Genomic DNA, 15,553 nt, shown 5'->3' with positions numbered 1-15,553 from the left:
GCTCAAAGTAAAACAGAAAGGGGAGGGCTGACGCCTCCCATGTCATTGCAATAAATGACTATAGTTTTACCAGCTATAATACAGGGCGAGTTAAGACTGTGGGTCGCAAAAATGGTGTCAACAGCCCTAGAGATCAAAAGGGATGCCCCGCACAAAAGTTAGACAAATGTCACAATCGACTCTAGAACAAGAGATTTTACTGAATCGAATTACCAATCGCATCCGCAACTCTTTAGAATTGCAAGAGATTTTGACGACAACCACCCGAGAAATCCGCAGTTTTTTAGGGAGCGATCGGGTAAAAGTTTATCGCTTTGAGGCCGACGGTAGCGGCGAGGTCATTGCTGAGTCCATCAACGGCGACAACTTGTCATCTTTGCTCGGTTTGCGCTTTCCACCAGGCGACATTCCCAATAGTGCCCGGGAAATGTTTCTCAAAGCGCGGCAGCGAGTGATTGTAGATGTGGAATTGAAGCATCAAACAATTAATCGCTTAGATTGTGTCGAAACCGGCAAAACTTTACCAGTTGAAGATATTAGCTATGGTCCTGTAGACCCCTGTCACGCTGAATATCTGAAGGCTATGGGGGCCCGTTCTTCTCTGACAATGCCGATTTTGCATCAAAATCAGCTTTGGGGGCTGTTGGCCTGTCACCACAGCCAACCGAAACGGTTTAGCGCTAGAGAATTGAAAATGGTGCAGTTGCTTGTGGATCAACTTTCAATTGCGATCGCCCAATCCTTTCTGCTGAGTCAAGCTCGACAGCAAGCGCGCGACGAAGCCGTTGTCAACCAAATTACCAGTTTGCTGCATTCTCCTCTGGAAGTAAACGAAATTCGGCAAGCAGTTCTCCAACAAACAGTCAAGCATTTGGATGGTTCGGGAGGGCGACTGTACATTGCAGCCGAGTTTGGCGATATGCCGGCTTTACTTTATACCTGCGGTCAGCAGCCCGCGGATCTCAACCTTGAACTCAGCCCGTTTTGGCAGCAAATCATGGGGTTGGCAAACCAAGACGATCGAGCAAAAACTCCTGATACCAGCCAATTAGGTGTTTATGAAAATGTATATTCCCAGCATTACACTTCAATTGACAAAAATATTTCCAGTTTAATCGTACCCCACTTGTACGCGATTTCCGATATTTCTAAAGAACCTCAACTCAAATCTTTATCTGCAAATTTTCTGGATGCTTCCATTCGCTCGTTTTTGGCAATACCGCTGCAATACGGCCAACAGTGCATCGGCTGTCTCACCATTTTTCGCAGCCCTATAGAAACCGAAATTGTGTGGGCGGGCCGTTGCAGTGACGACACCCGGAGCGATCGTCCCCGACAGTCCTTTGCCGCTTGGAAAGAAATCAAAACCGGCGAGACAAAAAAGTGGAGCAGCGAGGAACAGAAGCTAGCAAAATCTTTAGGAACTCACCTGTACATGGCTGCAATGCAGAGGCGCGTCGAGGCGATGATCCGACATCAAGCTTCTCACGACCAATTAACGGGTTTAGCTAATAAATTGCTATTTAATGAAAGGCTGTCTTTAGCTTTAGCTAGCGCTCACCAAAACGCAGAAATGCTGGCGGTGATTTTTCTAGATTTGGATAGATTTAAAAATGTTAACGATACTCTCGGACACCCAGTGGGCGACTTGTTGCTGCAAGGTGTCTCTCGGCGTTTGACTAAGTGTTTGCGCGCGGGGGATTCGATTGCCCGTTGGGGCGGGGATGAATTTACGGTACTGCTGTACAATATCAACAGCCCTGAGGAAGCAGCTAAGATTTGCCAGCAAATTATCCAGAGTTTAAGCGCTCCTTTTGATTTTGATGGTCGAGAACTTTATACTAAGGCGAGCTTGGGAATTGCTTTGGCTCCTTACGACGGAGAAGATGCAGAAACTTTGCTGAAAAATGCTGATGCTGCGATGTACAAAGCTAAACAGAAAGGTCGGAATAATTATCAGTTTTATACGCGGGCGATCGGCAGTAAAGTCTCCGAGGATCTTAACTTAGAAAATCATCTTTACAAAGCTCTGAAAAAATCCGAGTTTGTGCTGCACTATCAACCGCAAATAAACTTAAATACCAGCCAAATAGTCGGCATGGAAGCTCTGATTCGCTGGCAGCATCCCGAACGCGGTTTGATTTCTCCCGATCGATTTATTCCCTTAGCTGAGGAAACAGGATTAATCTGCCAAATGGACGAATGGGTGATGCGGACAGCTTGCTTGCAAAATCGAGCGTGGCAGTTACTGGGATTGCCGCCGATGCGGATATCTGTGAATCTATCAGCCCGGCAGTTTCTGCAACCTAACATGGTACAAACCATCGCTGAAATTTTATCAGAGACCAAGTTAAATCCCGAGTATTTAGAAATAGAAATTACCGAGAGCCTGGCGATGACCGATGTGAGTTTTACGGTGTCGGTATTGCAGCAGTTGCAGGAAATGGGAATTAAAATTTCTCTGGACGATTTTGGCACCGGTTATTCTTCGCTGTGGTCTCTGAAAAGCTTTCCGCTCAATAATTTAAAAATAGACAAATCCTTCGTGGCCGATTTAGTGAACGGCAGCAGCGGTGCTACTATTGTGAAACTGGCGATCTCCTTGGGACAGGGCCTGAATTTACAAGTGATTGCTGAGGGAGTGGAAACAGCAGAACAGTTGGCATTTTTGCAGTCGCATCAGTGCGATATGGGTCAGGGTTACTTGTTTAGCAAACCAATACCGGCGGCGGCTATAACCCAATTGTGTCGGGAAAATCAACCAGGGAAAATAAGTAGTTTAAATTAACAATCAGGAAGCGGAACACACAAGACTTTTTGTTTTGAGTTGTAAATTATAGCGGAAGGAAGAAGGAAGAAGGAAGAAGGAAGAAGGAAGAAGGAAGAAGGAAGAAGGAAGAAGGAAGAAGGAAAAAGCAGTAATAGCAAGGGTTTCAGCGATTAAGAATGTCCTAACCATCTTGGCGGTTGCTATAGATAAAAACCTGTCAAATAACCCTTATAACTTTGTAGTGAGGACATCCGGTCTCGAAGTTTAGGCGAATTCAGAAAAACCTAAAGTCCTTACTACAAACTGTTTTTTTTGTAGCGAGGACTTAAGTCCTCATATTTTTGAATTGCAAATCAGTGCTTTCGAGACCCGATATCAATTCCGGCTGCGCCGGAATGATATCAAATCCTTGCTTCAAAAGTCGGAAGTAAATTCGAATCAAGCTGCCAACCAATAATTCGCGCAATTTTCATTGTTTTGACTCACAGTCAACAGTCAATCGATTTTAGATTTTAGATTTTAGATTTGAGATTGAACTTCGAGGTCGAGCCTCGCTATGCGATATAAGCGAGGAAGAGCCTCAATTGCGGACGAAAATTGGAGGCACAGCCTCCTTTCTCTGCCTTATCAGGTAGAGCCTGGATGTCAAACAACACAGTCAACAGTCAACTCTCAACAGTCATCAGTCATCAGTCAACAGTCAACAGCCATCAGTCAACAGTCAACAATGCGGACGGTGTAGCCGGAATTGATAGGACAGCTTACTGCCAAACAAACACTTTTGCTTCGTATTCGGGCAAGTCGATCATAATATTGTTATCGCCGGATTCAATATCATAATTCCCGGTCCATTCGTGCCAAGTTCCGTTTTCGGGGAAGTGGGGAACGCTGTAACCAGCTAGATAATTTTCCGACCAATTCGCCACTACTACAACTCTCGAACCTTCATCGTTCCAGCGAGTGTAAGCAAAAACTTTCGACTCGGGGTCTTCGTGGAAAAACTCGATGTTTTCTGTGTAAAGTGCTTGGTTATTTTTTCGCAGGTGAATCAAGCCTTTGTAGTATTCCCACAAACCTTTATTCATGTCATTTCCTAGCAGCGTCCAGTCAATTTTAGCTTGCTCGATTGTTTTGGCTTTGTATTCGCCAAATTCTTCGCCCATCCAAATCAGCGGCACGCCAACTGCTGTCATTAACACCACCGCGCCCAACTTCGCTCGCTTGAATGCTGCTTCATCCAAAATCCCGCACGAACCCAATTCGGCAAAAAGACGATCGTGGTCGTGATTGGTCAGATAATTCACTACATTCGTAGCACCCAAGTAACCTTGCCGCTTGCAGTCAATCACATCTTTTAGCTGTTCTAAATCAAAAAAGTCGCCGCACAGTTGTGGAACGATGCAGTGATAGAAACTGTCGTGCCAGCAGCCGTCCATCGGCCCGTCTAGATTCGTGATGCTGGGATTGTCGGGAATGTATTCGGCAACGGTATAAAACGGTTTGGGGCCGGCGGCATTTTTGGCTTCTTGAACTACCCAGTGCATAAAATCGTAGTTGGCAATTTGTCGCGCCGCGTCGAAACGAATGCCGTCGAGATGATATTCTTGAATCCAGAAGCGGACTGTATCGCCAGCAAATCTGCGTGCGGGGAAAGTTCCTAAGTTTTCGTCGTAGAATTCGTAGTTAAATTCTGGACCCCAATTGTTGTCTGGATCGCGGGGTTCGTGGTGATACCAATAATCGTGATCGATTTGAGTGAGGGGGCTCGATGCTTCCGAGTGGTTGTAAATCCCGTCGATGATGACGCGAATGCCGCGGCCGTGACACTCGTCTATCAGGTTTTTGAGTTCTTCTGTGGTTCCGTAGCTGGACTCGGCAGCGAAGAAATAGCGGGGGTTGTAGCCCCAACTGTAGTCGCCTGGGTATTCTTTGAGGGGCATGAGTTCGATCGCGTTGATGCCGAGTTCGACTAGGTAATCGAGTTTTTCGACGACGTGCTTGTATTTGCCGCGGGCCAGGGGATCGGCTTCGCCGCCGGAAAAGTCGGCAACGTGCATTTCATAAATCACTAATTCCCGATCGGCCGGCAGCGGTTTGTCGTCGTGTTTCCAGACGTAGGTATCGATAATGCGCGAGCCGTCTTTGATCCGAACAAGGCCGTTTTGAGTGGGATCGTCGATGTCAGTCGCGTAGGGATCGACCACATCTACCCACTGATCCGGTTCCACAAACCAGCTTTTCGACTGAACGCGAAATTTGTATTGATAAACGCCATCCTCCAACTCAACTTGCGTGCGAAAATAACCTTCTTCGTCTTTTTCCATCGGGATGTCTTCCCAATTAGAAAAAGAGCCAATCAAGGCAGCTCCTTTGTTGTAGGGAGCAAATAACTTGAATTCAATTGGAGCGGCCATAGTACCTCTTTCTAGGATATTTCAGTAGCAGTTGATGCTTTTAATCTCGCAAATTTAAGCGAACTCAGGCATCACTCTGCAGATATAATTTCTTTAAGGCTTAACTATTCCTACAAGAATGGTAATCTTGCCCAGCCGCTGTATTTTATGAAGTGAAATGGCGCAATATCGGCAGTGCGATCGGAATTTCTCTAACTTGTTATTGCTCAACCATAACTTTTAGTAACAGGACAAGTATTTGGCATCTATCTTAAGGTTGATTTGTTTATAAAAAAGTTATTTAAAATATCTGCACTGGGATAGATGCAAGCTTAAACTATAGCATTTTTTTAAATAAAACAATTCGCCTGCGGGTGCTTATGGCGCACCCTACATGAGCGGCGGTAAGGTGCGCACTGCGCACCCTACTTTTAACTTGATTTTGCCTGATGATAAGGCTTCATCCAACCAAGCCAGAACGCAGGGCGAGAACGGCCGCTTGAGTGCGGTCATCAGCGCACAGCTTGTTGAGAATATTGCGGACGTGAGTCTTGACTGTACCGACAGTAATGTAGAGCTTTTCGGCGATTGCAGCATTGCTGTAACCCTGCACGATGAGTTCCAAAACCTCTAATTCCCGCTCGGTTAAAGGGTAAGTCTCTATGATGTGACTGAACTCGGGTTCGGCAGCCTTAATTGTGACTCTTTTGCCCTCAGCCTTCGGTTCTTCCGGTGCCGACTCTTTAGTGCGAGCTTGTTTGAGGACGATGCGGGCGATCGCCGGATCGATCCAAGAGTTACCTTCGTGAGTTACTTTTACTACATCCAACAACTGATCGAAGCTGATATCTTTCATACAGTAAGAGTCAGCTCCGGCGGCAAAAGCTGCTAGAACTTCTTCTTCATTGTCCTGAAAAGTCAAAATCAAAATTTTCGTATCCGGATCGGACTCCGGTACCACTGATTTTTTGAACTTTTGTGTCAGTTCAATGCCGTCAAAATCCGGCAAGCCAATGTCTACAATTGCCACGTCAGGTTTTGAAGACTGAAGCAGTTTCAATCCGTCTGTAGCGTTAGCGGCATCGCCGACAACTTCTATGGTGTCACGCTGTTGTAAAGCTGTGCGGATGCCGACTCTTGTCAGATCGTGGTCTTCTATCAAAGCAACGCGAATTTTACTCATCTTTTTTCCAATAGTCCAGTAAACTTTAAAAATATCGTCAATTGACTCAGCCTAACTGAGTAAATTTGAGAATGTCTCCTGATTTAGGGTTTGACAGCCCGCACATCATTTTTAAGCATACTCATGCAGCCGCCAAGAAAGCAAGTTAATTTTCAAGTTATTTGGCGGCGATCGCCTGCACGAGTCGGAACGGGACAGGTAAGCTCTCAATGTTTCAACAGTTTAACTGAATTATGCCATTGTCCGCCCCTTGATAGAGGTAAAGATACCACTACCCCGATAGATTTAAAGTATAAAAAATTTTGATGCACTTGGGTCGTCAAAATCAATAAAGCTAGCAGCACGAGTCTTTAGCCGGTGTTAGGGCTCAAGTTCAATGCTTATTGATAAAACCTGTTATGACTCACTACCACGGCAATAACTCTTTTCGCTCGGAGTTTTCCGACGCGGAAATATTACACAAAGTATGTGAAATAACACCCCCCCTACAGCAAGTTGGCGACGGCGAAACTCAGGACGATCGCGTGTGGTCGGTAATTCCTGACATAGTTTGGAAAGCAAATGCCGACGGCTGGGCGACTTATTTATGTAAGCGCTGGGAGGAGTATACGGGGGTAGCAGCAACAGCAGGTTTGGGTTTCGGCTATTTGGCGCGCGTCCACCCTGAAGACCGCGCTCGTCTTTTGGCGCCACCGCGCACTTCAGAGTTCCCGCCGGAAAGTTACGAAATTCTATTTCGTCTGCAGACGCGAGAGGGCTCTTACCGCTGGAACCTGGCAAGAGGAGCGCCCGCTAACCCCGACAGTCACGAAGTTTTGGAGTGGGTGGGAACCTACATAGATATGGAAACGATCAAACAAACTCAAACCTCGCCCCAAGCAGAACCAGAATTTGGGCGCCATCAAGGGCGCTCGGAAGCTAACTTGAGAGCAGAAAATTTGTGCCAAGCCCGGACGGTAATGCACGCTGGGCAGGATTTGCAGGCGCTCGATCGATTTATAAATGTGTTGAGCCAGCGCGCGGGTAACTTGTGCGAGGTGTTGCAAGCGATCGCGGACGCGACTGTGGAGGCGATCGCAGGAGCTGAATTTTGTCTAGTTGCTCTCCAGGAGTACGATTGCAGGGGCCTGAAACTCAGCGCTGTCGGGGGCGCGGAAAACTTTGCCGGCCAAACCCCGCACGTGCAAAACAAGCTGCTGTGGAAAGCATTTGCGACGGGAGAGTCTGTACTGTGGCGGTCGAACTGCGGTGACGGCTGGCTGCCGGCGGCGGCCTGTGCTGCGGCGATCGAGTCGGGGGAAAGCGGGCGTTTGGGCGTGTTGGCGATAGGCAACGGGAAAGACAGCACTGCTATTGACGCCCAAACTCAGCAACTGCTGGCGGTGATGGGAAAACAAGCTGCGATCGCGATTAACAGCGCGCGGGCGATCGAAAAATTAAAAAAGCAGGAACAGCTTTTAGAGTTGCAAAACGAGCTGCTAATTCGCCAGCAGGAAGAACTGGAAAAGCAGGGCCGGCGCATTCAACAGCAAAAATTGCAACTGCTAGAAGCAGCAAAGTTAAAATCGCACTTTTTGGACACCATGTCCCACGAATTGCTAACTCCCATGAATGGGATTATCGGCTTTTCCCAATTGCTGCTGCGCCAGCACAAACAACTGCTGACCGGCCAGCAAACAGAGATGGTGGGGCGCATTTTACGTAACGGCAAAAACCTGCTAGTGCTGATTAAGGATATCCTCGACCTCTCCAAAATCGAGAACGGCCGCACAGAATTAGAAACTGAAGAATTTGATTTAGGGCATTTAGTAATGGATGTCGCCCTCGAATTCACAAATCAAGCCACCGACAAGAATGTGGCAATGCTTGTCAGCGTGTGCTTGGAGAATCAGCTTATAGTTAATGACAAATTGCGCCTGCGGCAAGTGTTGGTCAATCTCATTTCCAACGCGGTTAAATTCACGCATCGGGGCAGCATTTCCATTGAGGCGCGGGAATTAAATGGCGATCGGCTAATTATCACCGTTCGGGATACAGGAATCGGCATCTGTCCAACCGAACAACACCACATTTTCGACAAATTCCATCAAGCCGACCAAAGCATAACCCGGCAATATCCAGGCACCGGTTTAGGGCTAGCGATTAGTGCCTCTTTAGTCAAAATGATGAACGGCACAATTACGGTCGAAAGTCAACCCAAAAAAGGTTCGACATTTCGGATAGACTTGCCGCGAAAAATTAACCCTGAAAAACTGCAGTCCTGACTGCAAATATTTTTATATATTTATTTATCAGAAGGGGCGGTTAAAACCGCTCCTACAAAAACTTTCGTCCCTCTCGCTTGACACGCTCAGCAGTTTGCGATCGCACTCGGAATCAAGAAACCGGGTTTTTTACCTTGGGTGCGGGCTGTAACCAGGTCTTTTTGTTAAAAAACCTGGTTTCTGGTCACCCGTGAGTCCAGGACCACAAAGCATAAACAGGACTAAGGCTAAAAAATGGTTTGATATCGTTTCCGGTTGCATCGGAATAATAAAATCGAGTCAACAGTTAACACTCAACCATTCAGTTTTTCGACCCGCCCGTCAACAGTCAACAGTCAACAGTCAACATCATTCCGGTGTAACCGGAAATGATATGACGTGTTACTTATAGCGGTAAGGCGATCTGGGGTAGTGCACCCTACATATAGAGGTTTTGCGTAAGTCCTTTATTCTTGAGTCCCTCTCTGCTAGGACGAAAGTTTGACTCTCATCAGCGGTTTGAACCGCCGAGTCTTATCTAAAGACTAGAAGTTTTCCCTACTTCGTCCTGAGTAGCAATTGGTTTAACATCGGTGTAGCCCATATTATTAGCTACGTCGCGCAGCACCGAAATTTGCTGTTCAAACTCAAGACCTTCAATTTGACCCAACACGCCATTGACAGCCTCTGTTGCCTCATATCCTTCGGGGATATCGACAATTCTTTCCCCCATACCAATAGCCCAAGCATACCAAACGAGCAACTGATTGTTAGCAGTTAAAGCTCCGTAAGCGTGAGAATAGGGCGTGTCGTCGCGGTTGACAATACCTCGCATTATATTCAGTTGTTGGTCATGGGAAAGCTTGTAAAAATCATCGAGCAGCATGGGAGCTAATTGTGGTTCGGCGGCGGCGGGAGCGGCTGGTGTAATTGAATCTCCCATTTTTTCATAAACAAAGTAGAGCAGCGCCAGTTTTTCATCTGTACCCAACCCGTTGATTGTCTGAAGGATGTTTTGAGTCTCATTGGAGAGAGAGTGAGGATTAGTGGCGGCGGGTGAGTTCATAAATCAAATTCCTTAAAAATGTTTCCAGAATATATAAATATCAAGATTTGTAAGTGCAAGTCACCATCCCCGAGAGGTAATACGATTTGAGATTTGAGATTTGAGATTTGAGATTCAACAATAGGGAATGGCTGAATATGTATGGGTTGGGAGCTTGCCTAAAGTTGCATTATTTTCAGAAAATGGTGTAATCTTGAGCCGCTATCCTAGAATAAATCATCCTTAAGATAGAAGCCAAAGATACATCTGCGGGTAGATGAAAAGGTGTGGAATTTAAGTAAAGATTGAGAAAGTGAATTGTTAAATAAAACTAGCAAGGAGTCGGCTATGTCGGAAATAAATACAGAACCAAAAGACACTCAAAGCTTTGATGCGGATCAGATCGTTGAAAGCGCGGAAGCTGGAGAACAAAAGTTGCCGACCGTTGATGTATCAGCAGACTACGAAGCTTCAAAAGAATTCAGCGTTAGTGATATCGATCGCACGGGTGCCGGCGCGGAAGCTGCCGCCGCTGCAACTGCACCTAAATTTGATATTCCCGCTCCTACAGATATCCCAATGCCTGCAGATTCAAGCGGCAATCCCGATGCTTTTCGTTCGATGGCTCAGGATCTTAACCCCGCAGGTACACCGGGCGAAGTTACCGACGATTTGATCCAGAAAGCGATCGATCTTGGTACTCCCGGCACTTAATTTAGAAATTCTCCCTCATCGATACAAAACCTCTGTATTGTAGGGTGTTTGTGGCGAACCTTACCCCTATAATTCGCGCGTCAAACCACTTTTTGCATAAGTCCTGAATTCTCAATTGATATCATGTCCGATCGATTGATCGTAATATCCCGGCCGGGCGGGTTTTTGAGATTGGAGATTGTTGGCCGATCTTGTTGGTGAACCCGTCCCTACCTGAGGTCGGGTAATCGACCGGACATGATATGAGTACAGGATAAGCTGCCATACCGTAGGGACACAACATTGTTGTGTCCTTAAAGCGTTAATTGTTGTGTCCTTAAAGCGTTAATTTTAACACTCCCTAATCGCTTAATTTTAAGTCGATCGCCCGACAAATTTTGCCGACAGTGCGATCGCTCATAATTTCAATTACTAAATCCACCCGATCGCCCTCCACCATCGACTTAATAAATAACTCGGGATGCAGCGCTTTCCAGAAATATTCGACAAACCGATTAATTTCGGCTTCTGACATTCCCGACTTCCCCGCCGCCATCATTTCCTGTTCCGCCTGATTGCGCCAGACTTGAGAAATGCGATAATCTTGGGGATACAAAACCATCAACCGATCTAATCGGTTCCACAGCGGCAGATAGTCGTGCAGCTTCGCATTCATATCGCGCGCAAACTGACAGTCGGCCTCTGTGGAAATCGGAAACGGTGCACCCGCCAAAAACTCGTTCAATTTGGCATCAACCACCGGATTGACGCCGACAAACCAACCTTCAAAAAGTACAATATCCGCACCGGAAACAATTTCGGGTTGACTTCTATCTCCTGCACCTCCGCAGGCAGATTTGTCAAACCTGGGAATTTCTATATTATTAATTATATCCGGTTTTAGGGCATCAGATTTGGGACTGTCAACTGCTGCTAATTCGCGAGTTTGAGAAAGGCGCAACTTGTCTAAAACGGAGATTCCCAAGTCAATATCGTGAGTGCCGGGGGGGCCGCGCCAAATTAAACGCGGGTCGGCTTTTTGGAGTTGTTGGCGATCGGCATAAGTTTTGTAAAGATCGTCTAAAGAAAGGCTGACAGTAGAATATCCCAATTTTCCCAGGATCAGCCTTAAAACTTGGCATAAAGTAGTTTTTCCCGTTCCTTGCCCTCCTAAAATTCCTTGAATTAAAGGACGGTTTAAACTTTGTTTTTCAGTCGATAATTGCATGGCCAGCGGCAGCCAAAGATTCCACAAAGTTTCGAGAAAAATATTTGACTTTAGCGGCAAAGTAGGCAGGTCGTCAAGAAGAGAAAAGAATAAATCGGTTTTGCAGCGGACAACATCGGCTGCATTGTCGGGAGTAATGCCAAAAGCGCGCGATCGCACATCCGAGGCAAGTTCCCAAAAAGCCAGGTGCTCGAGGTCGCGAGCGATCGGGCGATCGCCCGCTTGCCACCGGTGTAAAATGTCAACAGGGGTTACAGTCGATCGAGCCATATCCTAAAAACTCTATAAGCGGGGGCGGGTTTTGTACAAATACTATCCGCAACTGACAAATATTTCATCCTAAACCCGCCCCGATTCAAAAAGTTTTTAACTAACAGCCGGGAAGTCCCCGGCGTGTATTTAGAGGGGAGTATCGGAGCGCTAGCGGGAAGTACCCCGAATAAATCACCGCAGGGATGAAAGGCGCGTCGGTCGGAGGTTGGCGAACCCGACAATTAGACTTCGGGAGCATCCTGATTTTTAATGTACTTTCTAAGCGTTGAAATAGTAACACCTCCACAAGATGCAATGAAATAGGAACTACTCCATAGAACATATGAGCGATAAAACTCATTCACTCTTTCAGGAAATTCGCTTCGCTCGTCGGCGGCTTGCCACAGACTTGATATTATTTACGAAATTTGACAAATCCATCTGCGGATAATACTGAAATAGTAAGTGGATATGGTCTTCTTCACCATTAAACTCTATGAGGCGAACCCGACCATTTTTCACGCCCGATCGGCGAATATTTCCTTGAGGAAAGGCCAGCATCTGGGCATTGAACACCTTACGTCTATATTTGGTACACAAAACTAGATGAGCCTTGAGGTCTGAAACGATCGAGCGCTTAATACAAAATCCTTTTTCATATTTCTTTTTATCGGTGTTGCATTTTTGGCATACACCAACTAAACTGTGCAAAGGTCGAAAAAAGAAAGTTTCTGATGCAACTCACATACAAATACCGCCTCACACCCACAAAAGCCCAACTGACAACGATTGCGGCTCATCTAGAACTCTGTCGCCGACAATATAACTACCGACTAGGTGAAAGATTTAGATGGTGGGAATCCACAAGAACACCTATCAACGCCTGCCCTTTAACTGTTTCTATAGTTCCTGTTGAGGAAATCTATCAAAACATTCCCTTAACCAGAACGCAAACTAGGGATGGCAGGAAAAAGGATGACTCAGGCAATCCTTTAACTAGGAAAGGTGATGTTTTCTCAAATATTGAAGGTGGTTATGTACAATGGCAAACTCTACAGTTAGCTGACCTAAAAAACACCAAAAAACTATTTCCTGATTACCAAGTTTTGGATTCCCAAGTTTTGCAGGATGTAGTTAACAGAGTGGAAACTTCCTTTTCAAACTTTACTACGCCCGATAAAAACGGTAATCGTAGAGGTAAACCCAAGTTCAAAGGGTTTCACTACTACAAATCTTTCACTTATCCTCAATTAAATAATCTTGATATTATTAAGAATGAGCAAAATAGAATTTGCATTAACCTCACAAAAATAGGTCAAGTGCCGATGGTTTTCCATCGCCCAATACCGACAGGATTCAAGGTTAAGACTGGAACAGTTATCAGAGAAGCAGATGGGTGGTATATTTCCCTAACGCTAGAAGATAAAACGGTTCCCGTAACGGTTGCAGAAATTCAACCGACTGACGAAAATACTCTTGGTATTGATTTGGGAATCACTAATTACGTTTACCTTTCTAATGGTGAAAGGGTTGAGAATCCTAGATTCTTGAGGAAGTCTGCTGACAAATTAGCAAGACTTCAAGCGAAACTCGCTAATAGAGCTAAGGGTTCTAAACCTTGGAAAATTATCAAGGGCAAGATTTCTAAACTTCACCAATTCGTAGCTAGAGCTAGACTTGATTTTCAGTTTAAAACGGCACATGAGCTATTTGGCAAATGTGCCGTTTTAGTTGTTGAAGATTTGAGTATCAAGAATCTGACCAGACGTGCCAACGTCAAGAGCGATATTGACAATGGCAACTTGGTTTATTTACCAAATGGTCAATCAGCTAAAAGTGGTTTGAATAAATCAATGCTTGATGCTGCTCACGGTCAATTCGCTACTGTCCTCAAATACGTTGCTTGGAAATTGGGTAAAAGCGTTTTATTTGTTGAGCCGAAAGGGACTTCTCAACATTGCTGGAATTGCCTCAATAAAGTATCGAAAGAATTGTCGGATCGATGGCATTATTGTCAATGTGGAGAATCTTTGGATAGAGATGAAAATTCAGCCAAACTTATAAAGAAGATTGGTCTAAATCATGAAAGTGGCGGGGGAACTTCGTCACTCAACAAAGCCTTTGCAAAAAAGGAAAAAGAAGCCTGCGGTCTAACGGTACGACCTTGACCGTCAGGTTCGTTCACGAGCCTAGTTTGAAGGCCTCCACAAATAAATTGTAAGTCAGGCCAATTTTCAGAGCATTGAGCATCTCCACCCAAAAAGAACGGGCTACAGGCCGCGGGGCGCCGTAAACCAGCCAGCTCACGAACTCCGTCAACAACACCAACAGCCCAGCGGCTACAATATCCCAATCAGCAGATTGTCCGGCGATCGTCGAAATAGCTGTTCCTAAAAAAGTGCCGAATAGCAGACTAATTAGCAGGAGGGAAATCCGCCGCCAAGGATTGCTCAGCCAGCCTCGGAATCGATCGCCCAGAACATCAATCAATCTGTTAATTCGGGTATTCTGCATAAAAGTTATACAATTTGAGATTCTAGATTTGAGATTTGAGATTGGGAATGAGTAATGAGTGTTGGGGTTTGGATCGTCTGCCTATAGTTGCATTCTTTTTTTAAACGGGTATTAAAAGTTATACCGATGAGTCAAAAAATGCCGGTTCAGACAAACTCCAAATCTTTACCGGGCTCAGTATGTAGCAATCTAAAATCTAAAATTTAACATCTAAAATGGTATGGAACGATCGCCGACTTATCGCCGAGAACGGTCAAGTAATTAAGTGTAACTGTATCTTGTGGCACAGCAGCCCCGGGTTCTACATTAAAAATAGTTAAGACTAATTGGGCGTGCAGTCTATCCTTTAAGCGTAAAATTTATGAAACTTAACATTTACCAGCTCGTAATTGGAGTGTCGATCGTCCTAATTACAGGAATGTTTCTAGGACGTTTTGAAATCACTATCTCCAACGGTTCAAATTTGCCGAGCGATTTGCCCTCCCCAGCCACCGCACTCCCCCCAACACCCCCCGTTTCCCCAGTCGCGACAGCTTCGGCAGACACCGCTAACGAGCCCAAACCCGACTCAACACCAACCCTCCCAGAATCAGAGGAGGAATTGCTTTCCTCAATCCCTGCAAATACTAAAGCCACCGGCAGTCTGCGCGTCAGCAACCGCAGCGAACACCCAGTGCGAGTGGCCCTGCTGTCGAAACGGCAGGCCGAGAAATCCTACGGCAAACCGGCACACTGGGATTTTGCGCCGGGGGAAGGCGGCGGCAAGGGACTGATGCTATCGCTGCCGGAGGGCAAGTTACAAGTCAAAAAGGGAGATATTTTGGTTGTTTTTGCTCAGGATGGTTCTCGCCGCTACTGGGGACCTTACGTGGCCGGGGAGACAGCCTCGCCCGCTTGGAACAGCACAGCCAGAGAATGGCAATTAATTTTGCAGCCTTGAACCCTTAGCAGGAGGTTCCGAGATTTTGGTCGAGAAAGCCGATCGATCCGGTCTTGTTGAGAATGGTGCCGCTGTGGGAGGTTAAACTCACATAGCGGCACCATTATAAAGAAAAGGCAAGATGCCTGTTCCACAAAGAGTGAATTTTCTTCTGGGATGGGCAGGAGATCCCGCCCATGAAAGCCTTGTTGAGAAGGGTGGAACATCTCAGTTGAACCGGATTCGATCGAATTGGGAGTTTCGAGAATGCGAATCTTTCGGTAGACTCTCTATGCGCGCTAAAATTTAAAAT

At 46.0% G+C, this 15,553-nt stretch carries 12 protein-coding genes and 1 pseudogene; 7 read left to right on the top strand and 6 right to left on the bottom strand.

What is annotated here, in order from left to right; all coding sequences use genetic code 11:
• The first annotated feature begins 142 nt into the window (after nt 1-142).
• Complete coding sequence (locus QUB56_RS18265; protein WP_332957044.1) at nt 143-2,788, top strand: EAL domain-containing protein; 2,646 nt, start codon at nt 143-145, stop codon at nt 2,786-2,788.
• 538 nt (nt 2,789-3,326) lie between these two features.
• Nucleotides 3,327-3,512, top strand: a complete 186-nt coding sequence (locus QUB56_RS18260) for a hypothetical protein (protein WP_332957043.1) — start codon at nt 3,327-3,329, stop codon at nt 3,510-3,512.
• Between the two features lie 19 nt (nt 3,513-3,531).
• On the opposite strand, the gene QUB56_RS18255 is transcribed toward QUB56_RS18260, so the two are convergent.
• Nucleotides 3,532-5,184 carry an alpha-amylase family glycosyl hydrolase gene (locus QUB56_RS18255; protein WP_332957040.1) on the bottom strand — a complete coding sequence of 551 codons (1,653 nt, stop codon included), beginning with the start codon at nt 5,182-5,184 and terminating at the stop codon, nt 3,532-3,534.
• Nucleotides 5,185-5,623: 439 nt separating this feature from the next.
• Nucleotides 5,624-6,346 carry a response regulator transcription factor gene (locus tag QUB56_RS18250; RefSeq protein ID WP_332957038.1) on the bottom strand — a complete coding sequence of 241 codons (723 nt, stop codon included), beginning with the start codon at nt 6,344-6,346 and terminating at the stop codon, nt 5,624-5,626.
• A 398-nt stretch (nt 6,347-6,744) separates the two neighbouring features.
• Here QUB56_RS18250 and QUB56_RS18245 point away from each other — a divergent pair, with 398 nt between their 5' ends.
• Nucleotides 6,745-8,610 (top strand): ATP-binding protein, encoded by a 1,866-nt coding sequence (locus tag QUB56_RS18245; protein WP_332957037.1) that lies wholly within the window; start codon nt 6,745-6,747, stop codon nt 8,608-8,610.
• Between the two features lie 517 nt (nt 8,611-9,127).
• Here QUB56_RS18245 and QUB56_RS18240 read toward each other — a convergent pair.
• Nucleotides 9,128-9,655 (bottom strand): orange carotenoid protein N-terminal domain-containing protein, encoded by a 528-nt coding sequence (locus tag QUB56_RS18240; protein WP_332957036.1) that lies wholly within the window; start codon nt 9,653-9,655, stop codon nt 9,128-9,130.
• 327 nt (nt 9,656-9,982) lie between these two features.
• On the opposite strand from QUB56_RS18240, the gene QUB56_RS18235 reads away from it, so the two are divergent.
• Nucleotides 9,983-10,348, top strand: coding sequence for a hypothetical protein (locus QUB56_RS18235; protein ID WP_332957035.1), 366 nt, complete (start codon nt 9,983-9,985; stop codon nt 10,346-10,348).
• Nucleotides 10,349-10,688: 340 nt separating this feature from the next.
• Here the strand turns inward: QUB56_RS18235 and QUB56_RS18230 are convergent, their stop codons facing one another.
• A complete protein-coding gene (locus QUB56_RS18230) occupies nt 10,689-11,825 on the bottom strand; it encodes a glycerate kinase (protein WP_332957034.1) in 1,137 nt (378 codons plus the stop codon).
• Nucleotides 11,826-12,049: 224 nt separating this feature from the next.
• Nucleotides 12,050-12,466 (bottom strand): annotated as a pseudogene (gene tnpA, locus QUB56_RS18225) (IS200/IS605 family transposase).
• A gap of 75 nt (nt 12,467-12,541) precedes the next feature.
• On the opposite strand from tnpA, the gene QUB56_RS18220 reads away from it, so the two are divergent.
• Nucleotides 12,542-13,975 (top strand): transposase, encoded by a 1,434-nt coding sequence (locus QUB56_RS18220; protein WP_332957033.1) that lies wholly within the window; start codon nt 12,542-12,544, stop codon nt 13,973-13,975.
• Between the two features lie 13 nt (nt 13,976-13,988).
• Here QUB56_RS18220 and QUB56_RS18215 read toward each other — a convergent pair whose 3' ends face one another.
• Nucleotides 13,989-14,321 (bottom strand): DUF565 domain-containing protein, encoded by a 333-nt coding sequence (locus QUB56_RS18215; RefSeq protein WP_332957032.1) that lies wholly within the window; start codon nt 14,319-14,321, stop codon nt 13,989-13,991.
• 361 nt (nt 14,322-14,682) lie between these two features.
• Between QUB56_RS18215 and QUB56_RS18210 the strand changes: the two genes are divergently transcribed.
• Together QUB56_RS18210 and QUB56_RS18205 are read left to right on the top strand one after the other, a co-directional pair.
• Nucleotides 14,683-15,261: a hypothetical protein gene (locus QUB56_RS18210; protein ID WP_332957031.1), complete on the top strand. Its 579-nt coding sequence runs from the start codon at nt 14,683-14,685 to the stop codon at nt 15,259-15,261.
• Nucleotides 15,262-15,382: 121 nt separating this feature from the next.
• Nucleotides 15,383-15,550: a hypothetical protein gene (locus QUB56_RS18205; RefSeq protein WP_332957030.1), complete on the top strand. Its 168-nt coding sequence runs from the start codon at nt 15,383-15,385 to the stop codon at nt 15,548-15,550.
• The last annotated feature ends 3 nt before the right edge of the window (nt 15,551-15,553 follow it).

Source organism: Microcoleus sp. AR_TQ3_B6, assembly GCF_036702785.1.
In the GTDB taxonomy this organism is placed as follows: domain Bacteria; phylum Cyanobacteriota; class Cyanobacteriia; order Cyanobacteriales; family Microcoleaceae; genus Microcoleus.
This window is presented reverse-complemented; position numbering and strand designations above follow the sequence as displayed.